24 protein-coding genes and 1 tRNA gene are annotated in these 26,209 nt (G+C 56.1%); 14 read left to right on the forward strand and 11 right to left on the reverse strand.

Going from position 1 to position 26,209, the window contains the following annotated elements; genetic code table 11:
• Positions 1-17 precede the first annotated feature (17 nt).
• From FPY71_RS17465 to aroQ, 4 genes are all read right to left on the reverse strand, one after another.
• Complete coding sequence (locus FPY71_RS17465) at positions 18-1,025, reverse strand: ABC transporter permease subunit (RefSeq protein ID WP_149301633.1); 1,008 nt, start codon at positions 1,023-1,025, stop codon at positions 18-20.
• Positions 1,026-1,297: 272 nt separating this feature from the next.
• Positions 1,298-2,893, reverse strand: a complete 1,596-nt coding sequence (locus FPY71_RS17470; RefSeq protein WP_149301634.1) for an ABC transporter substrate-binding protein — start codon at positions 2,891-2,893, stop codon at positions 1,298-1,300.
• A gap of 188 nt (positions 2,894-3,081) precedes the next feature.
• Positions 3,082-3,900 (reverse strand): universal stress protein, encoded by an 819-nt coding sequence (locus FPY71_RS17475; protein ID WP_149301635.1) that lies wholly within the window; start codon positions 3,898-3,900, stop codon positions 3,082-3,084.
• 171 nt (positions 3,901-4,071) lie between these two features.
• On the reverse strand, positions 4,072-4,509 hold the full coding sequence (gene aroQ / locus FPY71_RS17480) for a type II 3-dehydroquinate dehydratase (protein ID WP_149301636.1): 438 nt from the start codon (positions 4,507-4,509) through the stop codon (positions 4,072-4,074).
• A gap of 88 nt (positions 4,510-4,597) precedes the next feature.
• On the opposite strand from aroQ, the gene FPY71_RS17485 reads away from it, so the two are divergent.
• A complete protein-coding gene (locus FPY71_RS17485; RefSeq protein WP_246160704.1) occupies positions 4,598-5,176 on the forward strand; it encodes a DNA-3-methyladenine glycosylase in 579 nt (192 codons plus the stop codon).
• A gap of 530 nt (positions 5,177-5,706) precedes the next feature.
• Positions 5,707-6,531 (forward strand): response regulator transcription factor, encoded by an 825-nt coding sequence (locus tag FPY71_RS17490; protein WP_149301638.1) that lies wholly within the window; start codon positions 5,707-5,709, stop codon positions 6,529-6,531.
• Between the two features lie 227 nt (positions 6,532-6,758).
• Here FPY71_RS17490 and FPY71_RS17495 read toward each other — a convergent pair whose 3' ends face one another.
• The 5 genes from FPY71_RS17495 to FPY71_RS17515 form a co-directional block, all read right to left on the reverse strand.
• Positions 6,759-7,136: a septal ring lytic transglycosylase RlpA family protein gene (locus tag FPY71_RS17495; protein WP_246160723.1), complete on the reverse strand. Its 378-nt coding sequence runs from the start codon at positions 7,134-7,136 to the stop codon at positions 6,759-6,761.
• Between the two features lie 155 nt (positions 7,137-7,291).
• Complete coding sequence (locus FPY71_RS17500) at positions 7,292-8,107, reverse strand: SDR family oxidoreductase (RefSeq protein WP_425457915.1); 816 nt, start codon at positions 8,105-8,107, stop codon at positions 7,292-7,294.
• A gap of 158 nt (positions 8,108-8,265) precedes the next feature.
• Positions 8,266-8,637: a hypothetical protein gene (locus FPY71_RS17505; RefSeq protein WP_246160705.1), complete on the reverse strand. Its 372-nt coding sequence runs from the start codon at positions 8,635-8,637 to the stop codon at positions 8,266-8,268.
• Positions 8,612-9,778, reverse strand: coding sequence for a tRNA epoxyqueuosine(34) reductase QueG (gene queG / locus FPY71_RS17510; protein WP_149301641.1), 1,167 nt, complete (start codon positions 9,776-9,778; stop codon positions 8,612-8,614). The genes FPY71_RS17505 and queG overlap by 26 nt, the downstream gene beginning before the upstream one ends.
• A gap of 12 nt (positions 9,779-9,790) precedes the next feature.
• Positions 9,791-10,483, reverse strand: coding sequence for a glutathione S-transferase family protein (locus tag FPY71_RS17515; protein WP_149301642.1), 693 nt, complete (start codon positions 10,481-10,483; stop codon positions 9,791-9,793).
• Positions 10,484-10,688: 205 nt separating this feature from the next.
• Between FPY71_RS17515 and FPY71_RS17520 the strand changes: the two genes are divergently transcribed.
• Positions 10,689-11,495: an undecaprenyl-diphosphate phosphatase gene (locus FPY71_RS17520; protein ID WP_149301643.1), complete on the forward strand. Its 807-nt coding sequence runs from the start codon at positions 10,689-10,691 to the stop codon at positions 11,493-11,495.
• A 24-nt stretch (positions 11,496-11,519) separates the two neighbouring features.
• Here the strand turns inward: FPY71_RS17520 and FPY71_RS17525 are convergent, their stop codons facing one another.
• Entirely contained in the window at positions 11,520-12,503 is a 984-nt protein-coding gene (locus FPY71_RS17525) for a complex I NDUFA9 subunit family protein (RefSeq protein WP_149301644.1), read from the reverse strand.
• Between the two features lie 305 nt (positions 12,504-12,808).
• On the opposite strand from FPY71_RS17525, the gene FPY71_RS17530 reads away from it, so the two are divergent.
• From FPY71_RS17530 to FPY71_RS17555, 6 genes are all read left to right on the forward strand, one after another.
• Positions 12,809-12,893: transfer RNA gene (locus FPY71_RS17530), tRNA-Leu, on the forward strand.
• Positions 12,894-13,486: 593 nt separating this feature from the next.
• Entirely contained in the window at positions 13,487-14,107 is a 621-nt protein-coding gene (locus FPY71_RS17535) for a glutathione S-transferase family protein (protein WP_149301645.1), read from the forward strand.
• Positions 14,108-14,118: 11 nt separating this feature from the next.
• Positions 14,119-14,370 (forward strand): XapX domain-containing protein, encoded by a 252-nt coding sequence (locus tag FPY71_RS17540; protein WP_149301646.1) that lies wholly within the window; start codon positions 14,119-14,121, stop codon positions 14,368-14,370.
• Positions 14,371-14,416: 46 nt separating this feature from the next.
• Positions 14,417-15,106 (forward strand): hydrolase, encoded by a 690-nt coding sequence (locus FPY71_RS17545; protein ID WP_149301647.1) that lies wholly within the window; start codon positions 14,417-14,419, stop codon positions 15,104-15,106.
• A gap of 158 nt (positions 15,107-15,264) precedes the next feature.
• A complete protein-coding gene (locus FPY71_RS17550; protein WP_149301648.1) occupies positions 15,265-17,115 on the forward strand; it encodes an amidohydrolase in 1,851 nt (616 codons plus the stop codon).
• Positions 17,116-17,221: 106 nt separating this feature from the next.
• Positions 17,222-18,820, forward strand: coding sequence for an MFS transporter (locus FPY71_RS17555; protein WP_149301649.1), 1,599 nt, complete (start codon positions 17,222-17,224; stop codon positions 18,818-18,820).
• Between the two features lie 64 nt (positions 18,821-18,884).
• Here the strand turns inward: FPY71_RS17555 and FPY71_RS17560 are convergent, their stop codons facing one another.
• Positions 18,885-19,793: a LysR family transcriptional regulator gene (locus tag FPY71_RS17560; protein ID WP_149301650.1), complete on the reverse strand. Its 909-nt coding sequence runs from the start codon at positions 19,791-19,793 to the stop codon at positions 18,885-18,887.
• Between the two features lie 184 nt (positions 19,794-19,977).
• On the opposite strand from FPY71_RS17560, the gene FPY71_RS17565 reads away from it, so the two are divergent.
• The 5 genes from FPY71_RS17565 to FPY71_RS17585 all read left to right on the forward strand — a co-directional run bounded on the left by FPY71_RS17565 (position 19,978) and on the right by FPY71_RS17585 (position 26,180).
• Positions 19,978-20,397, forward strand: a complete 420-nt coding sequence (locus FPY71_RS17565) for a DUF1622 domain-containing protein (protein ID WP_149301651.1) — start codon at positions 19,978-19,980, stop codon at positions 20,395-20,397.
• A gap of 33 nt (positions 20,398-20,430) precedes the next feature.
• Positions 20,431-20,889, forward strand: a complete 459-nt coding sequence (locus FPY71_RS17570) for a RidA family protein (protein ID WP_149301652.1) — start codon at positions 20,431-20,433, stop codon at positions 20,887-20,889.
• Between the two features lie 52 nt (positions 20,890-20,941).
• Positions 20,942-21,904, forward strand: a complete 963-nt coding sequence (locus tag FPY71_RS17575; RefSeq protein WP_149301653.1) for a pirin family protein — start codon at positions 20,942-20,944, stop codon at positions 21,902-21,904.
• A gap of 199 nt (positions 21,905-22,103) precedes the next feature.
• Entirely contained in the window at positions 22,104-24,413 is a 2,310-nt protein-coding gene (locus tag FPY71_RS17580) for a TonB-dependent hemoglobin/transferrin/lactoferrin family receptor (RefSeq protein WP_149301654.1), read from the forward strand.
• Positions 24,414-24,416: 3 nt separating this feature from the next.
• The gene (locus tag FPY71_RS17585; RefSeq protein WP_149301655.1) at positions 24,417-26,180 is read left to right on the forward strand and encodes an ABC transporter ATP-binding protein/permease; all 1,764 of its coding nucleotides are present in this window, start codon (positions 24,417-24,419) and stop codon (positions 26,178-26,180) included.
• Positions 26,181-26,209 lie beyond the last annotated feature (29 nt).

The raw sequence follows: 26,209 nt of genomic DNA on the forward strand, positions 1-26,209 counted from the left end.
GCTCATGGCAATAATCCTCAGCTTGCCCGGACTCGCGGATTGATCAGACCGTATGTCAGATCAACCAGCAAATTCACGATCATGATAACAATGGCAATCAGCAGCAATCCGCCCTGAACGACCGGATAATCCCGCCGGAAAACCGAATCCACCATCCATTTGCCGATGCCCGGCCACGAGAAAATCGTTTCGGTCAGAATGGCACCTGCCAGCAGAACGCCAACTTGCAGGCCAATGGTGGTGACGACCGGAATCAGCGCATTGCGCAAGGAATGAATGCCGACAACCCGGAACCCGGACAAACCCTTGGCCCGTGCTGTGCGAACATAATCTTCACTCAACACCTCCAGCATTGCCGAGCGCGTTTGCCGCGCAATAACTGCCAGCGGAATTGTCGCCAGCACCAGGCTTGGAAGGATCAGATGGCTGACAGCGGATTTGAACGACCCTGCCGGACCAACCAGCAGACTGTCTATCAGCATGAAGCCCGTGACCGGTTGGAAAAAATACAAAAGCGAAATTCGGCCAGACACGGGTGTCCAGCCCAATGTGCCGGAAAAAAAGATGATGAGCAGCAGGCCCCACCAGAAGATCGGCATTGAATAGCCAACCAGCGCCACCCCCATGATCGACTGATCCAGCCAGGAACCGCGCTTGATAGCTGCAAATATTCCAGCCGGCACGCCAATGACGATGGCAAGTGTTATGGCCACAAGCGACAATTCGACTGTGGCCGGAAACAGATTGAGAAACTCGTCCAGCACCGGGCGTCGCGTGACAATGGATGTCCCGAAATTGCCTTGGAACAATCCTTGCAGATAGTACCAGAACTGGATGTATAGCGGCTGGTCGAGACCGAGCTGCGCCGAAAGCTGCGCATGTCGTTCAGGTGAAACGCCCCGTTCGCCAGCCATCAGCATGACAGGGTCGCCCGGCAACAGCCGAATAAACGAGAAGGCGATGATGGCCACCCCGATGAAAGTTGGAATCAACACTCCAACCCGCGAGATCAGAAATCGAAACATGGCCCTCCGCTCCAGAGCATTTCTGCTGGACTGCAAAAATGCTCTACCGTCCCGTCAGCGCGGTCGATGTGATCATTCGATCACTTGAACGCCCTGACTTCTTGTTTGGTCGCAGTGTCTTTCCGTGGAAGCAAAATGGCGCCACGGCAAATGCTCAAGCGCGTCTTTCACAACGAAACCGGATGATCGGCTCGTTGCTCTTCATTGTGCATCTGGAAGTGATGCGGCCGATGTCCAATACACCGGCCGCTCTTTTGCAAAATGATGGGCGATTATTCGGTCAGATCCACGCCATCGAACGTCATGTCGCCCAACGGGCTCTGAACGAAGCCGGTGACATTTTTGCGCGTTGGAACATAAACCACCGAGTGAGCGATTGTTGCCCAGGGTGCCTCACGCTTGAAGACAACCTGTGCCTGTTTGTAAAGCTCCGCACGCTCTTCCTGAGATGACAGGCTCTTGGCTCGCTGGACCAGATCGTTGAACTCTTCATTGCACCATTGCGCACGGTTGGCGCCGCCCACCGCATCACAACCCAACAGAACCGCCAGGAAGTTATCCGGATCACCATTGTCGCCCGTCCAACCCAGAAGCACGGCGCCGTCACGATCCACCTGCGAGGAACGGTCCAGATATTCGCCCCACTCATAGGAGACAATTTCCGCCTGAACGCCGACTGCAGCAAGATCGGACTGGATCAGTTCGGCCATACGCCGCGCATTGGGGTTGTAGGGGCGTGAAACCGGCATGGCCCAGATTTTCATCGACAGGTTGGAAACACCTGCCGCTTCCAGTTCTGCCTTGGCGGCTTCCGGGTCGTAAGGATCATCTACCGTATCCTCATCATAGGACCACATGGTAGGCGGGATCGGATTTTTGGCCACCTCGCCCGCACCCTGATAGACGGCCTCGATAATGGCTTCCTTGTTGATGGCTTTGTTCAGCGCGCGCCGCACCTCTGCCTTGTCAAACGGCGGCTGCTGGGTGTTGTAGCCGAAATAGCCGATGTTCAGCCCTTCCTGCTCAAGCATAACAAGGTCCGGATTGGCTTTCAGCGAGTCCAGATCTGCCGGGTTGGGGAACGCCATGACATGGCACTCACCCGCCAGCAATCTTTGCTGACGAACGGAAGCGTCAGTGGTAATTGCAAAAACCAGATCATCGATCGGCTGTTTCCCGTTCCAATAGTCGGCAAATGCCTGATAGCGAATAACCGCATCCGGCTGGTAGGCAACAAACTGGAACGGCCCTGTGCCAATCGGCGCCTGATTGAGCTGCGCCTGATTGCCCGCTTCAAGCAACTTGTCGGCATATTCCTTTGACATGATGGATGCGAATGGCATTGCCAGATTGGCGATGAACGGTGCATTCGGCTCTTTGAGGGTGAATTTAACCGTCAGGTCATCCACTTTTTCGATCGACTGCACCAGCTCCGGCATGGACATGGAATTGTAATATTCCCATGAAGCGCCACTGACATACTGGTGATACGGGTTTTCCGTGTTGCCCTGCCGGTCAAACGAGAAAACCACGTCATCGGCATTCAGGTCGCGTGTCGGAGTGAAATCAGCATTGGAGTGGAATTTGACTCCGGGACGCAGTTTGAACGTATATTCAAGCCCGTCATCCGAAATTTCCCAACTCTCCGCGAGCCCCGGCTCAGTTTCCGTTGTGCCCTTCTTGAATTCGGACAGCCGGTTGTAGATCGGGTGACCGGAGGCATCGAACGTCGTTCCTGCCGTATAGAGCGAAGGATCAAAGCCTTCTGGCGATCCTTCGGAACAATAAACCAGAGTTTTAGCCTGCGCCGCAGTACCCAGCGCCAGACCTATTGCCGTGGCCGCCAGAAGCGTTTTCATCCGTATCATCGAAGCGATCTCCCCGTTGAACGTGGCTTCAAAAGCCACGCCGGGTATTTCACTCCAAGTTGAAAATGCACGCAAGGGGCATATCGAACGAACGTTCATTTTGTTGCATTGCACGAAAAGTTAAACGATTTCTGAAGCTTACCATTTAATCGCCGAACTTCTGCGCGAACTATGCCGTGCAACCAGTTTTAATGTGCCAGCAAAACAGGCACCGCAGATATGGTCAATATGTTGCGTGTCGTGCCGCCCAGCACCCATTCCCAGAAACGGGAATGGCCGTAAGCACCGATAACCAGCAGGTCAGCTCCCGACTCGGCGCACTCGTCCAGCAGCACTTCCGAAACACGGTCCTTGGCAGCAAGCTCTTTCAACTCAAACGCAACACCATGGCGCGCCAGATGGCGGGCAATGTCGGCATTTTCAGCAAAGCGGTGTTCGTCGCCCACCGAGGCCAGAATAACCCGCTCGGCCTGTTTCAGAATTGGCATTGCCTCGTAAAGTGCGCGGGTTGCCTCACGACTGTCGCGCCAGCCAACCACCACCGTGCGAATGGGTTTCGGGGCAACAGACGGTGGCACAACATAAACACTGCGCCCGCCAGAGAACAAAGCTGCCTGAAAAAGGCCCGGCCACATCTGCTCATCAGAACCCAGCGGCCGGCTGACAACAAATATATCGCTTGTGCGTGCAGCCGCCGCCGCATGCTCGCGCAACTCACCATCCGTGCCATCAAACCGGCGTAACTCGTTCAGGCAGGATAGCTGTTGAAGCCGGGCGCGCAGACGTGCCTCGGTGACGTCACCCGCATTTCTGGCCTCTTCAATGGCCCCGGCCACAATCTCAACCGATGCCCCGACAGGGTCCGCTGCAATATAGCCGATTTCAATCAGGTTTGTGAAAAGGCCCAGCAAGTGTGCATCAAAACTTGTGGCCATCAACTCTGCATGCGCCAGGCGGTCTTCATCACGCTCTGTGCCATCCAGATGGACTACAATGTCTTTGATCATGGCTTACTCCACAGTTCTCTCAGGCCCTATAAAGTGTCATGCGATTGTTCGATCACCTGACACTCTATTGCTACTTCTCTCGTCGCATCGTCCTGTTTCAGCATAAGTCGTGTCGAACCCATTGCCTACAAAAGAGTGCAGAAACCGCATCTCCACAAGCACAAAATGCTTCTAGGACTGCATTTCAAGAAGAGCTTCCAGCGCCAGGTGGTAAGAGCGGTCGCCAAAGCCGGCGATGACGCCGACACAAACCGGCGACAAATAGGAATGGTGACGAAACGCCTCCCGAGCGTGGACATTGGAAAGATGCACTTCCACCACCCGCGCGTGAGCTGCCTTTATGGCATCTGCCAGCGCGATGGAGGTGTGTGTGTAGGCCCCGGCGTTGAGAATGACCCCGGCACCTTCCAGACCAGCCTCGTGAATATAGCCGACCAGATCGCCCTCATGATTGGACTGTCTGAACTCCAGTTCCACGCGTCCGGCAGCACGCTCCACCAAATCGGCGGCAATATCGGCCAGGGTTTTGGCGCCGTAGATTCCCGGCTCACGTTGGCCGAGCAAATTCAGGTTGGGACCGTTAACAACAAAAATCCTGCTAAATGGCATGCCAAGCCCCCATTGCTGCATCAAAAGCAAAATGTTCTGGAAGATGACCCGATAGCTGGCTGAAAGCATGACTGCAAGGTTGAACCGCATGACATTGAATGAGATTTTTGCTGAGAATGCCGAAACCACAGCGGCTGGCCTGATTGGCGCGACACTGTCCATAGGTGGAGTGGGCGGTATTATCGTTGAGACGGAGGCCTATGATCGGCTTGACCCCGCCTCTCACAGCTTTTGCGGACCAACCGCACGCAACAGGCCAATGTTCGGACCGGTTGGTCGGGCCTACGTCTATCGATGCTACGGGGTACATTGGTGCCTGAACTTCGTGTGCGATGCTGCATCACCCGGCAGCGCCGTCCTGATCCGTGCCATCGAGCCGACATCGGGACTGAACCTGATGCAGGAGCGGCGCAAAATCGAGAAGCTTCGGCAACTGTGTTCCGGGCCAGGGCGTCTGGCCCAGGCGATGGGCATCGATATCCGGCACAACGACCTGCCGGTTTTTGCGCAATGTGCGGGTGCTGACGACGGCTTTGCCTTATCAATGCCGGAAGTAGCACCTCAACTTTTGATTGGACCGCGCATTGGCATCACGAAAGCGGTGGATATGCCGAGGCGTTTTGGCATGCTGGGCTCAGCCTTTTTAAGCCGCCCCTTCGTCAAGTGATTCGTCTTAAGCACCCATTGGTTGATTGCACGTTCAAAAGATGGTGCAAACATCCGAATTTTCTTTTGACTCTCAGATCGGAGTATCCATACTTCTGGTTATGGATTCTGCGGAATCATATGGGTGATAAAGATGCTGTTTGATGCATAAACTGAGGTAATAAACCTCATGCAAAAGGCGTAAAAACAAGCATCTTTCCCGGCAGTTCACTGAAGTTCCAAGAGAATTTCCGCCACAAATATGAACAAGATTTAACAACTTCCCGTTGTATTTTTTATCCCGGTTTAACATTTGTTAATTACGCAACCGTCGGTAGAGGGTAGCCATACATACATCGACGGGGGCCGCTTCCTTTTAAGTTAAGCTGCTACCCACTGAAGATTACCAAAGCATTTGTTTTTTCGTATCCGCAAAGATTGGCCCGCATTCGAGTTTTTCGCGAGCCGTACAACTGAATGCATTTTTCGGTGTTAACCGGGCGTTGTAGTTGGACGAAGGGCTGACATAAGTTTTTACTTGGAGGTTTTGAAATGTTGGATAAGATTCAAGGTGCTGACCGCTCGTCAAGAGAGCCGGTCGCCCTGCAACACCGTCATTCGTATCGTTCCGCCGCATCCCACGGCGCAGAGCATGATTCACAGTCCGAGCACAATGGTGGCTACTACGCCCGACGCGATGCCGATTTGAACCGCACACATGTGGTCATTATCGACAGCCGCCAGTTGGAACGCCAGTGCCTGGCAAGCAGCCTTTCCGCTCAAAGCCCGGATCTGGAAATTGTGTCTTTTTCCAATCTGGACGCATGGCGGCAGGCAAAGTCTCGCCATCCTGAAACTGCGGTTATTCTGCTGCACATCGGCAACAGAAAAATCACCGATTTCGGCATTGCTGCAGACATCAGCCGCGTGGTCAGCGAAGCCAGCCCTGTGCCGGTTATCGTCATCGCCGACACTGAAGAAATGCAGCAGATCGTCAAGGCGCTGGAATGCGGAGCCAAGGGCTTTATTCCGACAACAGTGACAATTGGCGTTGCTGTGGAAGCCATTGAGCTGACACTCGCCGGCGGTGCATTTGTACCTGCCAGCAGCATTCTTGCCATGCAGTCCATGATTGACTCCGGCCACACACCGGAACGTCCTGTGAATGGTATGTTCACGGCTCGCCAGATGGCGGTTGTGGATGCGCTGCGTCGCGGCAAGGCAAACAAGATCATTGCATATGAGCTGAACCTGCGTGAAAGCACAGTCAAGGTTCATGTCCGCAATATCATGAAGAAGCTCAAGGCAACCAACCGCACTGAAGTGGCCTTCAAAATCCGCGATATCCTGCCAGAAACAGCAGGTCCAGGCATCTGATAGAAAGCAGGCCGCACATGCACGCGGAGCTTCTTTTCCATCATGTCCACGGGCAAAACCTGCACTTGCTTTTGCCCGGATTGCGCAGTCGCGGTGACCAGATCGTTTTCAAATTTGGTCACCCGGCATTTCAGAACCAGATGTTGATATAAAGAAGCGAGTGCAGCGTTGTTCTAACGCTCACCCGCTGATTTGTGTTTTATACCTGACAGGCAAGACTCTATTCTTCAGGCGCAGCCTCTGGATCCAGAGCCATCCGCTGGCTCAATCTTGACTCTTGTATGACCCGCACCAACAAAGCCCAGCTTCTGCGCAGCACCCTTTGAAAGGTCAATCAACCGGCCTTTGATGAACGGTCCGCGGTCATTAATCCGCACAACCACCGATTTGGAATTTCGCAGGTTTGTGACCTTGACCTTGCTGCCCAGCGGCAGCGTCTTGTGCGCCGCCGTCATGGCTGCCGGATTCATCATTTCCCCCGATGCCGTTTTGGATTTCAGCGCATACCATGATGCGTGACCACAGCTCGTTTTGCCGTTGGCAGCCAAGGCTGTTACCGGAACAGTCGCCGTTGCGATTGCTGCAACCGCGGCTGCAAAAACCAAACTCCTCAAATCCCCGTATCCTGTGCCGTTTCATACGGACAGATGCCGAGTTGTGGCCCTTGCAGGACATCCCCCTCGTGGCGTCAGCCGTTCGATGGTGGCTAAATCCATGATAGATAAGGCAAAAGTTCGGCAGCGATATGAAATTCAGCAACCTAGGGTCTTTTTTGCGTCTCACCGGCCTCGAAAAGCGACCTCAAACCCTCGCGATAGGTCGGGTAACGGAACTTGTAACCCAACTCTCTTACCCGGCGGTTTGAAACACGTTTGCTCTCGCCATAAAAGCTTCGCGCCATTGGCGAAAGCTCTGCCGTTTCGAAATCCTGCTCTGGCGGCGGAATGATATCTGCCATCTCACTGGCATATGTCACAACGTCCTGAGGCGGAGCCGGCTCGCTGTCAGTAACGTTGAAAATGCCGCCTTTATCCTCCCGCATCAGCAGATGCAGAACTCCGGCAATATCATCGACGTGGATGCGGTTGAATATCTGCCCTGGTTTGATCAGACGCCGCGCCTTGCCCTCCATCAGATTGGTAAAGGCATTGCGGCCAGGGCCGTATATTCCCGAAAGGCGTAGAATGGCCAGTGGTACGCCGCGCTCCTTTGCGGCTTCCTGCCACTTGCGTTCCGCCACAACGCGTTGCTGCGATCTGCGTGAAACTGGTTGCGGTTCGCTGTCCTCATCCACCCACTGACCAGCGTGGTCGCCATATACACCAACGGTTGAAAGATACCCGATCCAACGCAAAGCCGGCGCCGAGTGCACGATCTCGTTTTTGTACCAATGCAGCACAGCATCGCCAGCGTCTTCACCACCGGGTGCAATGGAAATCAACAAATGGGTTGTGCGATACAGGGCAGCATCTATGCCCTGCCCGTTGCTGGTACCATCAAAGATAAATGGCTTGAACCCATGGGCAGCGAACGCCGCGGCCTTTTCATCACTTCGCGTGGTAACGCCGCCAATCATGTCCGCAGGCAGGCCATCAGCAAATCGGCGCGCGGAATAGCCACAGCCGAAAATGAACAAACTGTCCGACCCATTCACCACAGCGGGTTTGCGCACGTCATCATTGGCGGCATCTGTTGGTATCGTCATGTTGCTGGCCGCTCTATCAATCCAGAATTTTAATGTCTGCGCGTAAGATAGGATGAAAGACGGGGCGGCGTAAAATGCTCCACCTCCAGCCGGCCAATATTCAACCGATCGATGCGGGCGTCGCCAACATAGGCTTTGCCAACCGACAACCTGCCGATGGCAAATGCGCCGATGGCCAGGGCGCCAATAGCGCAGGCACCCAATGCCAAAGCGCCAACATGCGCAGCCCCAAGACTTCTGGTTTCGCGCAGGGCATCCGGCCATGCGATACCGCCATCATGCAAGGAATTCCGCGCCTTTTCAAAATTTCCGTGTGAGGCGTCGCGCGCCGCCTGCACAACAGCAGCGCCTTTTTCACCAGCCGCAGATTTCACCTCATCCAGTTTTTTCGACCAACGCATTCCATTCACTCCTGACAAGTGGGCTCTCTTCATTAACAAGGGCAGTGGAGCGCGATTCCAAGGCCAAGGCCGGAGAAAGCTGGCTCATGGCCCAGACAGCCATCGCCCGCACCAGCTCAGCCTCATCCAGCAGAAGACGCTGTACAACCGGCAGAAACACGGCTTGGCCTGAATTTCCTGCCGCAATCAGGCAGTTTGAAACAAATTTGGCCCGGCCAACACGCTTGACCGGCGAACCGGAAAACATCTCCCGAAACTGGCGGTCATTCAGTGCGAGCAAAGTCATCAGCTTCGGGCTTTTCAGATCGTCGCGCGCAATCAGCCGCGCCTCACCCGCATTGCTGGCAAACTTGTTCCACGGACACACGGCCAGACAGTCGTCACAGCCATAGATGCGGTTTCCCATCAAAGTCCGCATCTCCTGCGGCACGGGCTTGCGCGTTTCAATTGTCAGGTAGGAAATGCAGCGGCGAGCATCCAGCTTGTATGGCTCCGGAAAGGCGTTTGTCGGGCAGATGTCCTGACAGGCACGACACGTGCCACAGGAATCCCTGACAGGTGCATCCGGCTTCAGGTCCAACGTGGTGACAATGGACCCGAGAAACAGCCAGGAACCGAAGTCCCGGCTGACAAGATTGGTGTGTTTGCCCTGCCAGCCAAGGCCCGCCGCCTGCGCCAGGGGCTTTTCCATCAAAGGCGCGGTGTCCACGAAAACTTTGACCTCATGCGACTGACCGGGAAAGACCTCACGGCTGCGGGCAAGCAGGCGGCCCGCAAGCTCCTTCAACCGGCCTTTGATGATATCGTGATAATCGCGATGGCGCGCATAAACTGAAATTGACGCGACATCCTTGTGGGCAAGATTTTCAAGCGGATCTGCATCCGGGCCGTAATTCATGCCCAGCATGATGACGCTGCGCGCCTCGGGCCAGAGCGCCGTTACAGAACGCCGCCGATCCCGCGTTTCCGGCATCCACTGCATTGTGCCGAAACGGTCTTCGGCAATGAACTCATCCAGCCCGCTGACTGCCTGAGAGTCTTCCCGGGCAAGGGCAATTCCTACGGAATCAAAACCAAGCCGCGCCGCATCTTCATTCAGAAATTGCCTTAGGCGACTGGCTGGGGTGGATGGTTGAACCATGGCCGCATAGGATCAAAAATCAAGTTCGGAATAATGCGCCGCGGGCGGAATTCCGCGCACGCGCTCCAGCAGGAACGGCCGGAAGGACGGACGCGATTTGATCCGCATGTACCATTCCTTGGCGACCGGCTCCTCGTCCCAGTGCACTTCTCCAAGATAGTCGAGAATGGACATGGCGGCGGCGGCAGCAAGATCGGCATATGAAAGCCGTGGACCGGCCAGCCAGTTGCGGCTTTCGGCCAGCCAGGCAATGTAACGGATGTGGTTTTTCAGGTTTGTGCGCGCGGCGCGTATGGCCGACGAATCGGGCGCACCGCCGCCTTCTGCCGCCGTCATTTCCCGCTTGAACACCCGTTCGCGCACAAGATAGCGCGTCACTTCCGCTTCCATCTTGCCAAGAAACCACTCGGTCAGGCGGCGTATTTCAGCGCGCTCAAACGGCTTTTCCGCAAGCAGGCGGCGGTCCCGGTGGAACACGCCGCGCGTTTCATCCAGATATTCAGCGGCAATCATGCCACCAACCAGCGGCGGACCCTTGTCTTCCACCAGCACTGGCACAGTGCCCGCCAGATTCAGCGCCAGCAGCTCACGGCTGCGTTCCCATGGCCGTTCATCAACAAGTTCAAATCGCTCGCCGTACTCCGTTAAAACAAGACGGAGAAACCGGGATGGAGCTGACATCGGATGATGATGAAGTCTGAGCATTGCTGTGTCTAACACCTTTCTGGGGCCATACCGGCCAACAATTACTGGCAGATAGCGCATTCCTGGAATTTTTCGCAAGGCCACATGCTGCAAGGCTTGCCCAAGGCTGATCTAAAAAAACCTAAGGGTTGCTATGGCCTGTGCAGTGCGCCATTGAGAACTACCCGGAATTGCCGGGGGTACGGTTGGCTTGAAAGGAGAGCATGTGCAAGGTTCCGATATTTTTGATGCAACATTGCTCGGCCTCATTGAAGGCCTGACCGAGTTTATTCCTGTATCATCGACCGCGCATCTTTTATTGGTCGGCCGCGCCATTGGCTGGCAGTCCACCGGCAACAGTTTTGAAGTTCTGATACAGCTGGGTGCTGTTCTTGCAGTGCTTTCGGTGTATTTCGCCCGCCTGTGGCAACTTTTCATAACTTTGCCGAGCAATCCGCGCAGCCGCAAATTTGTAACCGGAATCGTCATTGCCTTTCTGCCTGCCGCGATTATTGGCGCATTTGCTCACAGCTTCATCAAGGAAGTGCTGTTTGAATCGCCGGCAATTATTTGTCTGGCGCTGATCATCGGCGGCATACTGCTGCTTCTGATTGATAGAATGCCGCGCAAGGTGCGCTATCATGACGCAATGGATTTCCCGCTGGGGCTCTGCCTGAAAATCGGTTTTTTCCAGTGTCTTGCCATGATTCCCGGAACGTCGCGTTCCGGTGCCACAATAGCCGGCGCGCTTCTGATGGGAACAGACAAACGCTCCGCCGCAGAATTTTCGTTCTTTCTGGCCATGCCAACCATGGCCGGTGCCTTCACTTACGACCTGTTGAAGAACCGGGATATTCTGTCCACGGACGACCTGCAACTCGTGGCGATTGGCTTTATTGCGGCCTTCGTGTCAGCGCTTTTTGTGGTGAAATACCTGCTCGATTTCGTTTCGCGGCATGGATTTGCACCATTTGCCTATTGGCGCATCTTTGTCGGGACAGTTGGCCTGATAGCGCTTTACAATTTTGCATAAGGGGCGCTTTGACAAGCGCCGCTCTTATTCCGAATGGTCGGCTATCGTTCCCGGGCGAGTGAATTGTCCCTGAGGCCGGAAGCGCACCAGATAGGTTGGCAGCACCCCGTCAAGCGTGTTCGGCTGGATATTGAATGATTCGAAGGTGCGACCCTCAGCGCGCGCGGCATCTGAAACGATGTTGTCTTTGCCCAGTTGAATCACCTGATCCGGCGTCAAAGGGGCACCCGGCAGAAATTGCAGCACTGATGCAAGTGGGCGGGCCACGCCAAATGGCAATGGCAGAAACAAGCGGCGACGCTCAATGATGCGCAGCATTTCTTCCATCATCTCGCGGAAGCTCAGAACCTCAGGCCCGCCGAGCTCATAAATCCGTCCGGTTGGCACGGCTTCGTTGACAACCTCAGCAACCGCCCTTGCCACATCGTGCACATAGACGGGCTGAAACAGGGTTTTACCCCCGCCAACCAGTGGCAGGAATGGCGACAGGCGCGCCATATTGGCAAACCGGTTGAAGAATTCATCTTCAATGCCAAACAGGATCGAAGGACGCAGGATTGTTGCCTGTGGCACTGCCTCACGGACCAGGCGCTCGCCCTTGCCTTTGCTGCTGGCATAGCGACTGTTGGAGTTCTCGTCCGCACCAATTGCCGAAACATGGGTCAAGCCAATGCCATGACGAGCAGCGGCTTCTGCCACAGCCTGTGCACCATCTGTCTGGACAGACGAAAAGCGCTGACGCCCGCTTTCGCTGAGAATGCCCACCAGATTGACGACGTGGTCGGCATCGGCGACCGCACGTTCCACCGACCAGGGGTAGCGCAGATTTGCCTGAATTGGTTGAATTTGCCCAAGCCGCCCCGCTGTCTGCAAATGGTACGCCAGATCCGGCCGGCGGCAGGCAACGCGGATACGGTGACCGCTTTGTGCCAGCGCGTGGACGACATAGCGCCCCAGAAAACCAGACCCACCAAAAACAGTTACCAGCTTGTTCGTATCAATCGCCATAATGCACCTTCCTGCCAACGCCTTGAATCGCGGGGCTGCAAGCCGGACTCTCTCTCGCGCGTTTCGTGTGATCCTTCGACCCTCTGAAACACTCTACCCAATTGTTCTGTCGCATTGTCCTGCCATTGAAGCGATTCCGCTTCAATGGAACTGCTCTAGAGCATTTTGGAGCGAAGTGGAATTGCCGGAAAACACCGAAATTGCCGCATTTTGCGGGAAGTCGGGTGCTGTGGCATTCTTTTTCATGTGCAAAGTGCGAAGAGGCGTTGACAGGACGCCAGCCGCTATCTAATGAACCGGCCAGTGCCCAGGTGGCGGAATTGGTAGACGCGCACGGTTCAGGTCCGTGTGCCGCAAGGTGTGAAGGTTCGAGTCCTTTCCTGGGCACCAATTCACCGGATTTATCCGGGAAGCCAAAGAGTTTAGCCTCAGTTTTAATTTGCGGCTGCCCGAGTTTTAATGCGGGCCAGAGACTCAAATCCTGAAATCGATCCGCACTGATTTCGGCCGGCGGTTCAGGCCAATCTTCGTGACATATCCTGGCAAGTGCAGAGAACTCGTTTCGCTTTTGCGTCGTCGATCCAGAACACTCACGCGTCAAGTGTGCCCCTGGGTGTTGGCGAATGCCACACCCCCACAAGAGCTATTTCAGCAACAGCGAAAGCTTGGCGCCAGCGTGCCGTGCCCGCGCCCTTGGATGCAACGAAACGCACCACTCGCTCAAACATAATTGCAAAACAGGCAACGCAATGATGCGATTTATTGCAATTATCAGCAATTATCACCTTTGCTATGACAGTGACTGAAGTCGCAACCACGGCGAGGGCTCGCAGGCTCTCACCCGCATTTGTGGCGCAGTGCCAGCGACCAGCAACCCGCTTTCCAGCACCTTCTCACGGTCAGACCCGGGCGTGTGCGTCATCAACTCGCCGACCGATGTATCGCGACCACCAGCATATCGCCAAGCGAAGAGGAATAGATGCATGACCACACTTTACTATGCCGTAGGCGCCTGCTCGCTGGCACCTCACATTGTTCTCGAATGGACCGGCGCGCCATACGAGGCAGTCAGGGTGCAATACGGATCCAGGGAGCTTGTGGCAATAAACCCTGCTGGTGCTGTGCCAACCCTGCGTGAAGACGACGGCTGGCTTCTGACGCAAGCCGGCGCAATCCTTGAATATCTGTCGCACAAGCACCCCGAGGCCGGGCTGACTGGCGGCGACAGTCTGCGCGCCAGGGCTGAGGCGCATCGCTGGTCCGCCTTCTTCACCTCGGACGTTCACGCCTCCTTCTGGCCGATCTTCATGCCATACCGCTATACCACCGATGGAAGCGAAGCCGCCCGGCAGGCAGTGGTGGAAGCAGGACATAAACTGGTCGCAAAGCAGTTCGGCATTCTGGACCGCCACCTCGAAGGCAGGGAGTACATCCTGGATGGGGGGCGCTCCGTCATCGATGCTTATTCTTTCCCGATGATCCGTTGGGCGATGAGACTTCTGCCGGGCGGCCTGAAGGACTTTCCGAACGTGCAGGCTTTGCATGACAGGATCGCCGCCGATCCGGCGGTGCAAACGGTCCTTGCACGGGAGGCGGCCGACTAGGAGCTTTCTCCATGAGCCAACTCTACCCCTATCTTCTCTCTACGATCGTCGGTCTTGGCATCGGCGTGATCTACGGTTTCGTTTCCGTTCGATCGCCAGCCCCACCAATCATCGCTCTCCTCGGTTTGTTGGGCATGCTTGCAGGCGAAGCAGGCGTCCAATGGCTGAAGGGCCACGCGAACGTCGTGCAGGCGATCCTTCACGAAAAGTCCTTTGCACATCCCTCATCTGACGGATCGGCAAACAAACGCGATGCGGTCTGAGACGCCATCGCCTTCTCCTATCTTCAAGAAATGACAGGGTTTTCAAATGTCCAGCAAACTTAAGGTTCTCACTCCGCAGAACAGCCAGCTCATCTTTATTGACCAGCAACCGCAGATGGCGTTCGGCGTTCAGTCTATCGATCGTCAATTGTTGAAGAACAACGTTGTCGGTCTGGCAAAGGCGGGAAAAATCTTCAACATCCCGACCACGATTACAACGGTGGAAACCGAGAGCTTCGCTGGCTACACTTATCCGGAACTGCTTGAGGTCTTTCCTGAAGCTCCGATCCTCGAACGCACCTCAATGAATTCCTGGGATGATCTGAAAGTACGTGAGGCATTGGCCGCCAACGCCGCCAACGGACGCAAGAAGGTCGTCGTGTCGGGACTGTGGACTGAAGTCTGTAATGTTACCTTCGCATTATCCTGCCTGGCCGACACGGACTACGAAATCTACATGGTGGCAGATGCTTCGGGAGGAACCTCGGTCGATGCCCACAAATACGCGATGGATCGCCTGATACAGGTCGGCGTCGTGCCTGTTACCTGGCAGCAGGTCCTTCTGGAATGGCAACGCGACTGGGCGCGCAAAGATACTTACGACGCCCTCATCTCGATAGCGAAAGAGCATTCAGGCGCTTACGGCATGGGGATCGATTACGCTTATACCATGGTTCATAAAACTGCCCAGCGCGTGAAACATGGGCCAACGCTGGACCCGAAATCGGCAGCCTGAACAGGCTGAGGATTCCGGAAGGTGCGCCGAAGCAACGAACCTTCCGGACCCCTGTTCACCATTCGAGCCATAATCAGCGCAACACGACGCGAGACCATCGCGGCGCTGCCGCTGCGGCTGTCTTCTTATCAAATTGATCATCCGCACAGGAGAGCGCCATGAGCGACCTGGATCTGGTCATCGTCAACGCCAAAGTGACGACCCTCGACCGGCAGAATCCCGCTGCTGACGCAATTTCAATTCGCGACGGGCGTTTTCTGGCTGTGGGTTCCGAAGCCGAGGTCAGGGCCTCTGCTCCAAACGCTCAGATCATCGACGTCAAAGCGCGTCGCGTCATTCCAGGGCTTATCGATAGCCATACTCACATCATCCGCGGAGGGCTTAACTATAATATGGAGCTGCGCTGGGACGGGGTGCCGAGCCTGTTCGAGGCGATGGCGATGCTGAAGGCACAGGTCGACCGCACGCCGGCGCCACAATGGGTGCGCGTGGTCGGTGGCTTCACAGAACACCAGTTTGCGGAAAAGCGCCTGCCGACACTGGACGAAATCAATGCTGTCGCGCCCGACACGCCGGTCTTCATAATGCACCTTTACGACCGGGCACTGTTGAATGCTGCGGCGCTGCGGGTTGTTGGATACACGAAGAGCACTGCCAATCCTCCGGGAGGTGAGATCGTTCGCGATGCATCGGGCAATCCGACCGGCCTTCTTCTGGCACAGCCAAATGCCACTATTCTTTACTCAACATTGGCCAAAGGGCCGGCGTTACCGCCCGAATATCAGGTCAATTCAACTCGTCACTTCATGCGCGAGATCAACTCGCTGGGTGTAACCAGCGTGGTCGATGCAGGCGGCGGTTTCCAGAATTATCCCGATGACTACCAGATCATCGAGAAACTCCACGCCGATGGTCAGATGACCGTTCGCATCAGTTACAATCTCTTCACCCAGAAGCCCAAAGAGGAGCTTGCTGACTTTTCCTCTTGGGTGAAGCAGGTCTCTCCGGGTCAGGGCGATGACACCTATCGCCACAATGGCGCTGGCGAGATGCTGGTCTACTCCGCTGCGGATTTCGAGGACTTCCGCGTCGAGCGACCCGACATGCCGCCGAATATGGAATCCGACCTCGAACCAGTGGTCCGCCTTTTGGCCGAAAATCGTTGGCCCTGGCGACTTCACGCCACCTACGATGAAACGATTGATCGGGCGCTGGACGTGTTTGAGAAGGTCAATCGTGACGTGCCGCTTGAAGGCATCAACTGGTTCTTCGACCATGCTGAAACCATCAGCGACCGCAATATTGACCGGATAGCAGCGCTTGGTGGCGGTATTGCCGTTCAACACCGCATGGCCTTTCAGGGTGAGTACTTTGTTGAGCGCTACGGGGCGAAGGCGGCTGAGCGCACGCCCCCCATTCGCCGCATGATGGAGGCTGGCGTGCCGGTTGGCGCCGGAACTGACGCAACCCGTGTGGCCAGCTACAATCCCTGGGTGTCTCTTTCCTGGCTGGTGACCTCGAGAACCGTTGGGGGCCTTACGCTTTATCCGCAGCACGCCCGGCTCGATCGGGAGACGGCGTTGCGTCTGTGGACGGAGGCAAACACGTGGTTTTCCAACGAGCAGGGAAAAAAGGGGCAGATCATCGCAGGACAACTGGCTGATCTGGCCGTGCTTTCGGACGACTATTTCTCGGTCGCTGAAAGCGACATCGTTCACTTGCGGTCCGTTATCACAATTCTGGGCGGCAAGGTCGTCCATGGCGAAAACGAATATGAAACGCTTGCGCCGAGCCTGCCCGCCCCGATGCCGGACTGGTCTCCGGTCGCGACCGTCGGTGGCTATCACAAGTCCAGGGAAGCGCGCGCGAAGCTGATGCAGTTTTGCGGCTGCGCGAACAACTGCGGCGTGCATGGGCACGACCATGCAGCCGCCTTGGGCGCGAATGCGCCGACGTCGGATGCGCGTACGTTCTGGGGATCGTTTGGCTGCGGTTGCTGGGCGGTTTGAAGCTGCGGGGGCGGCCGGACCCTGCGCGCAATGACGCACGGGCAAGCCTGCGCTCAAGACAAACCATTGAATCCTCATCCATCTGTGATGGGCAAAAGGAGCTGACATGACCACGCCGCTACAGACTAAGGCCGGTGGTGTATCCACGTCCGGGCCATTGAGCTTCCCGGTTTTCCGTGCGCTGTGGATCGCGACCATCATTTCCAATATCGGCACCTGGATGCATGATGTGGGTGCTGGATGGCTGATGACATCATTGTCGCCAAGTCCGCTGCTTGTCGCACTGGTGCAGACCGCAACAACGCTGCCGATGTTCCTGCTGGCCCTTCCGGCCGGAGCGCTTGCCGACATTGTCGACCGGCGAAAGATGCTGCTGGCTGCTCAAATTCTCGGCCTGGTCGCAGCGGCAACACTGGCATTTCTGACCTTCAGTGACCTCGTCACTCCGGAAGTGCTTTTGGCCGCCACTTTTGTCCTTGGTATAGCCGCAGCGCTCAGCGCACCCGTGTTTCAGGCAATCGTGCCTGAACTGGTTGACAAGCAGGCCCTGCCGGACGCGATTGCCCTGAACAGCCTTGGCGTGAACATTTCGCGCGCGATCGGGCCAGCCCTGGGAGGTGTCATCATCGCTTTTGCGGGAACACCCGCAGTCTTCGCTTTAAACGCACTTTCCGTGTTGGCGGTTCTGCTGGTGCTTTTTGCCTGGAAACGTCCTGACACCGTCCATACCCTGCCCGCCGAGCACTTCTTCGGTGCACTGAAAGCGGGCTATCGCTATACGCGTCATTCACCTGCAATGCGTCTGGTGGTTATCCGGGCTGTCGGCTTCTTCATATTCGGAAGTGCACTGTGGGCGATGCTGCCTCTCGTTGCCCGGCGGGGGCTTGGGCTTGACGCAGCCGGCTACGGCGCTCTGCTCGGAAGTATGGGTGCAGGAGCGGTGGTGGGCGCTATCCTTCTGAAGAGGTTGCGGAAATCCATCCCTGCCAACACAATATCCGTCGGAGCGACATTGCTTTTCGCACTGGCCACCCTGTCGCTTGCTCTTGTCGCCAATGCGTGGATTGCCGGGGCGGTTATGTTTGCGGCTGGCCTTGCCTGGATCGGCATGATGACGTCGTTGAATGTCGCGGCGCAAATGGCCTCTCCGGGATGGGTGAAGGCGCGTGCGCTCGCTGTCTATCTTCTCGTCTTTCAAGGATCGATGACCGGAGGCAGCATTATCTGGGGCTCACTCGCAAGCAGCAGCAGCGTCGCCACAGCTCTCGTCATTGCGGCTGTCGGGCAAGCGGTTGCCCTGATGCTGGCTTTCCGTTGGCGGCTGCCACAGGACTCGACCACCGATCTGGCACCCTCGAACCACTGGGCCGAACCTGTTGTCTCGGTTCAACCCTCCGGCGACCGTGGCCCGGTTCTGATTGAAATAGAGTATCGAGTTGAACCCGATCGCCAGGCTGAATTCGTAGCAGCCCTTCGCGAATTTCATCCTGCGCGCCAGCGTGACGGAGCCATCCGGTGGGACGTCTGGGAGGACGTTGCCGAGCCAGGCAAGGTTGTTGAGGCCTTTATCGTTGAAAGCTGGCTGGAGCATCAGCGCCAGCACGCCCGTGCGACCAGAACCGACCAGTTGAATCAGGAAGTTCTGCGGGCGTTCCACATAGGTGATCAACCACCCGTCGTGCGGCATTTGTTAAGACCGGTCTGATTGGTCGTGGTAAATGGCTGCGGGTTTCAGCACGGATTCAATTGCGGAAAAACCTCGCTCCGACTCAAATAAAGCCGGTTTCCGGATGCAGATCAGCCGGAAGCTGCTGTTCGAAAAATTTCGAGAATGCCGCAATACGCGGCGGCAGCTTCTGGTATGGGGGATAGTAGAGCGTAAGCCAGAGTTGCGGTGGCGACCACTCTTTGAAGACATGCACCAGGCGGCCATTTCGCAGATGGTCTGCAATGTTGAACCCGGGCAGCAATGCCACACCCAAGCCTTCAGCCGCCATATCGGCAAGAAACTCGCCATTATTGGCACTGAAGCCTCGTCCTGCCGATATGTTGATGGTTGAGCCTCCATCGGAGAGGACCCACAATTCCCGTTTGCTTTCTCCACTGTGAGCCAGACATTCATCCGGCTTCAGTTCGGCTGGATGGTCCAGTGCGGCAAAGCGACTGCCTGGAGCCGCGACGAGAATCCTTGGGATGGCGCAGATTTTTCGCCATATCGTGAACTTGTCGGACGGCTGGAGCGAAATGCGAATTGCAAGGTCGTAGTCGTCAACGACAATGTCCACCAGCTCATCTGACAAAGACAATTGAAAGCTCATCCTTGGATATAGCTTCTGGAAATCAGCGATGATGGTCGGCAATATGGTCGTGCCCAGCCATACTGGAGCGGTGATCCGCAAGCGGCCTTCATCGGCCTTGTTGGCATTCATGACATCGCGCCGGGCAATTTCCAGTGCATCAAGAGCCGGCTTGATCTGCGCGGCGTAAACTGCGCCGTCGGTGGTTAGAGATACCTGCCGTGTGGTTCGAACAAACAATTGCACGCCGAGATCTGACTCAAGTGTCGCGATCGCGCGCGTGACGGCCGCTGGCGTCATGTCGAGTTCCCGAGCCACCTGAGCGAAATTCTTTTTCTCAGCGGCAAGGAGAAACGTCCGCAGGGCTTTGAAATTTTTCATATTGTTTCACGATCAGCAATTCTGTCGTGAGAATTATTGCAATTCCGACCATGCCAGTTTGCGTTTACCAAACTTATCACAAATCGCATTTTTTGCCCCGTCGGAACCAATACCTCAGGTGCAAAAGATGTGCCCAACGGTTGAATTCGTCAACTGCATAATAAAATCAATTTCAGGACACCCAATGGCTGATCAACACGAAGTTATCGGCATGGTGAGCTTGATTGCTCCCGTACTTGAACCTGTGGCGTTGGGCCTCGAATTTTTCGGAATTTTGGTCATACTGACAGGAGTTGTTTTAGCGACGGCAATATATCTCAAAGACAGTTACAATACTTCTTCGGATATTGCCTACACACGCTACCGTGCAAATCTGGGTCGTGGAATCCTGCTTGGGCTGGAGATTCTGATTGGCGCCGATATCGTCGCGACAATCATATCCCCATTGACATGGGACAGTGTCGGCCTTCTTGGCCTGGTCGTCATCATCCGTACATTCTTAAGTTTCTCCCTCGAAGCCGAAATTGATGGCGAATGGCCGTGGAAACGGCAGTCGCGGGAGCATCTGAAGGCTCATCCCGGCCGCGCGGCGGGATCTGATTGATATTCATGAACACTGCAAGCGAGAGGAACGACGATGACGGATACAGACTCGAACAAAAAGTTTGCGAACCACGGTGTGCCGTGGGAGGCCGACTTCGGTTACAATCAGGCGGTTCAGGTCAAGGATACGATTTATCTGTCGGGCCAACTCAGCCATGACAGCGATGGAACCTTCATTGCTCCTGCAAAGCTGGATAAGGATGGACGACCTGTTGACTACTCCCAGATGGAGCAGCAGATCCGCCAGTCATACGTTAACGCCATAAAGCTGCTCGCTGAATTTGGAGCGACGTTGGACGACGTTGTGGAGGAGGCATTGTTCGTTCTGGATATGCCTGCGGGGTTCGTTGCCGCTGCAAAGGTGCGCAAGGAAATGTACAAAACCTCGGTACCCGGATGTGCTAGCAGCATCGTTGGCGTATCCACACTGGCCCAACCGGTGCAACTCGTCGAAATAACGTTCCGCGCAGTCATCGACAGACACGAAAGCTGATCTTCCCGAAGTTTGAACTCACCTGATCACGAACATAAGCGGAGAATTTCCCATGACCTGGAGCCCACATCCCGATCCCGAACTCGGCAACCGCGCAAGCACCGAAGTCATCGAAACCCTGATCATACCGCGTGCGGTCGATCTGGGGGAAATGGTGGTTCGTCGAGCACTGCCGTCGACCAAGCGCCAGATGGTCGGGCCCTTCATCTTCTTCGACCAGATGGGACCGGCGGAATTCCTGACAGATCAGGGCATTGATGTTCGCCCGCATCCGCATATCAACCTCGCGACGCTGACCTATCTTTTCGAGGGCGAAATCCTGCATCGCGATAGCCTCGGTACCGAGCAGGCCATCCAGCCGGGTGCGGTCAACTGGATGCGCGCCGGGCGCGGTATTGTCCACTCGGAGCGCACCAGTGCTGATCGGCGCCGAGACGGGCAACGCCTGTTCGGCATTCAAACCTGGATGGCGCTTCCCGAGGAGCGGGAAGAAGATGATCCGGCCTTCCTGCATCACGGTGCAGAGGCTCTGCCGCTGATTGACGAAGATGGTGTGACAGCGCGGCTGATCGCTGGCAGTGCTTTTGGCAAAACATCGCCTTTGCAGACCGCGTCCGAGACGCTTTACGCTGATGTGCAACTGGCGGCCGGGCGATCGATGCCCATCGACCCTTCCTATGAAGAGCGCGCGCTGTATACGATTTCAGGCGATATCGAGGTGGCCGGCGACAGCTTTGAGCCGGCGCAGCTTCTGGTATTGCGCCCTGGCGACCCTATTACAATAAAGGCAAAATCAGATTCGCGCTTCATGCTGTTCGGCGGCGCGCCGATGGCAGGCCCGCGATACATCTGGTGGAATTTTGTCTCATCGCGTCTTGAGCGGATCGAAGCTGCCAAGGAAGAATGGGCGCGGGGCCGCTTTGACACGGTACCGGGGGACGAGGCGGACTTTATTCCGCTGCCCGAAGATACGACGCAACCTCGCCGTGCGACGGGGGGAGTGCTTTATCCCTGACGGCCAAGTCCGATAGTGCGGCAGGCCTGAAGCGTTTCGTTCCATGATGAAACGCTCAGGCGCCGGTTAATCACAACCAATCGTTGTGTTTTGGCAGCACGGGCCAAAATATGACACATTTTGTCATATTTAAACTTGACTCGAATCATCATGTTTTAAATGATCAGCCGGAACAAGATTTTCGGGGCACCATAAAAACATGAATATGCAGATTGAACCGGCGACACGGTCGCCGGAGCGTCGCTTTGCGTCCAGATTAATGATGAGCACATGCCTGTTGGCGCTGGTTGCATCCGGTGCGGCGGGTGCACAGGAAAACAGCGGGACAGAAAATGTTCAGCTGAACGAGGTGGTGGTTCTTTCCACCCGCGGTGAAAAGCGCCTGCTGGATGTGCCGCAGACGATATCGGTCATCGGCCGCGCCGAAATGGATGAGCGCAATGTGCGGGATATTCAGGATCTGGTGCGCTACGAGCCGGGTGTCAGCGTCAACCGCACCACATCCATCACCAATCCATGGGGGCAGCTGGCCGGTTTCACCATTCGCGGCATGAGCGGCAACCGCATTCTGATGACGGTGGATGGCACCCGCGTGCAGGAGCAGATCACGGATGGCAGCCGCGATTTCTTCGACATGTCCAATTTCAAGCGGGTTGAGATCGTGCGTGGTCCCAACTCTGTCCTGTGGGGATCAGATGCACTGGGCGGCGCTGTCATGTTCCAGACACGCGACCCTTCTGATCTGTTGATCGGCAGCGACAAGCCATGGGCTTTGGAATTGAAGGGCGGATATGACAGTTTTGACCGTTCTTTCCGAGAGCAGGCAACGGGAGCCTACAATTTCGGCGACGTTTCAATTCTGCTGAGCTACGGTCGACGCGACAGCAAGGAAGCCCGCCTTTCCAATGCACGGGCTGACGGTGGCATCTGGGGTTGCTCACGCATCGACATTGGCTGCGACAGCCTGTTTCCGGCCGATACGGGCGTGGATAACGGGTTGGCGAAAGTGGTGTGGACGCCGAATGGCGAGCACACTGTCAAGCTGACCGGCGAATGGTTCGAACGCAACACCAGCGTAGACCAGCTTTATGATATGTCGGCTTCTGTGACCGGCATACCCACTATCTCCTCCTATGTCAGCGAGGCTTACCCCAGAGACCTGGAAATGAGCCGCAAGCGCGTAGCGCTGCAACACGAGTGGCTGGTCGGTGCAAGCTGGCTCGACAGCGTCAACTGGTCATTGTCCTACTCACCGCAGAGCCGGCAGACCGACAGCACGCAGACCCGGCTCTATTCAAACCGCACGCAGATCGTCAACCAATATCGTGACTACAGCGAGGACTTCTACGAGGCCGACCTGCAATTGCAGTCGTCTTTCGCATTGGGAACGACCCAGCACACATTGACCTATGGCTTTGATGGCGGGCACACGAAAGGCGATTATCAGGGCATCAACAACACGTTCAACTCGCTGACAGGGGCAACAACCACCGCCATCAACCAGGGTTTCAGCTTCCCGCGCGTCACCACCGATCGCGCGGACATCTACCTGCAGGATGATGTCGCACTGTTTGATGGACGGCTGACCGTAACGCCCGGGGTGCGTCTGGCGCATTACGCCATTGATCCTACAGGCGATGACAGCTACCCCGGCTTGCCGGGATTTGAGCCGGAAAAGCAAAGCAACACAGAGCTTCTGACATCGGTTGGAGCGATCTATCACCTGACCGACATCTATTCGGCCTATGCCTCATTCGGGCAAGGGTTCAAAATGCCAACGTCGCAGCAACTGTTCCAGTCCAGCACAGACCTGTTCACCGGCTCGGCGATTGTTCCAAACCCCACCCTCAAGCCAGAATCCGTTGACGCTTACGAAGCGGGCATCCGGGGCTATTACGGGAACGCATATTTCAGCGCTGGCGTTTTCTATTCGCGGTATAAAAACTTCATTCGCAGCTTCCAGCCAACCACGGTGACTGACCCGAGCGGAAACGTTTTCGTGGCGTACACTTTTGACAATGTGGAAGACGTGGAGCTCTACGGTCTGGAACTGGCCGGCGAAGTGGAAGTAACGGACTACACCCGCCTGCAGGCCAGCCTGAGCTGGAGCCGCGGCAATCAGCGTGTCGCGTCAGATGCAGCCAAGACGTTTTTTGATGCAGCGGTGCCAATCACGGCCATTGTGGGCGTGACTCATCAACTGCCGGATTACAATTTGCAGTTTGAAGTTTTCGGAACCTTTGCGGCGGGCAAAACCGATGCCAGCAACGACGCATTGTTCCTGCCATCCAGCTATGCGTTCTTCGATGCATATGCCAAATGGACACCGCGTGACAATTTCGAGCTGACATTGGGCGTGGAGAACATTCTCGACAAGCGCTACTTCCCCAACACTTTGCAGGGCTACAACAAGACACCGGCATCGACTGCAGTTGCCAACGTCAACCCGCTTGAACTGCAAACGGGGCCGGGGCGCGTCTTCAAGGTTGGCGCTACGGTGAAGTTCTGATCCATGGCCAGACTTGCCCGGCAGTTCATGCGGCTTATCCGCATCTGCATCTCAACGCCTGCCGGGCGGATCGGCCTCGTTATCTTCGGGGTCGTCCTCTGCCTGAAACTCGGCTCCATATACGCCTCGTTGCGCCTGATTCAGTGGACAGGCGAATTCTACTCGGCCGTGCAGGCAGTGAATGGCCCGGAAATTCTGCATCAGATCGGCATATTTGCCGTGATTGTGGGTCTGAATTCCGTCCGCCATCTGATTTCGGAATATATGCGCAAGCACCTCGAGTTTCGCTGGCGCAGAGTGCTGACAGACCATGCTCTGGATGTGTGGACCCGCAACAAGGCCTACTGGCATCTTGCCAACAGTCCAGACTATGCGATCGACAATCCGGACCAGCGCATCGCAGAGGATTGCCGCCTGTTCGTCAGCGGCCTTCTTGGCGAATTGCTGGATTTGATACAGAGCATTGTCGGGCTGTTCTCCTATGTTGCGTTGTTGTGGGCGCTTTCCAACTTTGCCTTGTCGCTGGCTCCTGTTGGCCTGGCGATTGAAATTCCCCACTACATGGTCTGGGCGGCATTTCTTTATGCTGCAATCAGCAGCATCGCGACCCATCTGCTTGGTCGGCGCCTCAAGCCTGTTCTGGCCGAGCAGCAGCACCGGGAGGCCAATTTTCGATTTGCTCTGGCGCGCTGGCGTGGTCACTTCGATTCCATAGCACTGTCTGATGGCGAGGCTGCCGAACGCCGTCAGTTTGATGCGCGCTTTGAAGACGTAGCCGTCAACTGGCGCCGCCTCGTCAACCGCGAGACGATCCTCCAGTCCTTCACCTACCCGTTCCAGCACAGCGTCCTGCGCATACCGCTTTTTGTGGCGATGCCCGGCTATCTGGCTGGCAGTCTGGACTTTGGCGGCCTCATGCAGATTGGCATGGCGTTTTCCAATGTTGTTACAACTCTTTCGTGGTTTATCTTTTCCTATCGCGATCTTGCAGAGCTGGCGGCAACCGGAGCACGCCTGGACAATTTTCTGCAGGCGGCTACGGCATTTCACACAAAACCCGGAACCGTGCAGACTTCGCATGCCGAAGATCGAGTGGAACTGACTGATCTGCAATTGCGCAGCCCTACGGATGTGCCGCTGCTGTCACTTCCTGCTCTGACCCTGCGCCATGGGGAAGATACCTGGATCCGTGGGGAATCCGGCATTGGCAAAACCACTCTGCTGAAAGCAATCTCCGGCTTCTGGCCCTATGTTGATGGCCAGTTGGCGCGCCCGGCCGATAGCATCATGTTCCTGCCGCAGCGGCCCTATGTTCCGTCCGGCTCCCTCATGGAGGCTGCAGTCTATCCTGGTCGGCCGGAAGATTTTGGCCCTGGCGCGGTGATCAGGGCATTGGGCATTGTCGGGCTGGAACACGGCGTGGGCAACAGACCTTTGCAGGTAGAAACGCTTTCCGGCGGCGAAACGCAGCGCCTTGCCCTTGCCCGGCTGCTGCTGCATCGCCCACGGTTCGCCATACTGGACGAAGCAACCAGTGCGCTGGATGCCACTGGCGAACACAAGCTGCTTTGCCGGTTGCGGCAGGAATTGCCAGACACGACCTTCATCATGATTGCCCATCGCCAGCCTCCCGGATTTTCGGAACTGCGATCCATCGACCTTATGCAGTTTCAGCAAAAGCGGGACATGCTGTGGCAACCGGGCCCGCAACCAACCAAGCTACCTGAAAAACATCTCACTGCGCTGACAAGCGAGAGCGTTTCCTGACACTGGTGCCTTCATGGCACCCTGAGATT

It is taken from the genome of Aureimonas fodinaquatilis, from assembly GCF_008369445.1.
In the GTDB taxonomy this organism is placed as follows: Bacteria; Pseudomonadota; Alphaproteobacteria; order Rhizobiales; family Rhizobiaceae; genus Aureimonas; species Aureimonas fodinaquatilis.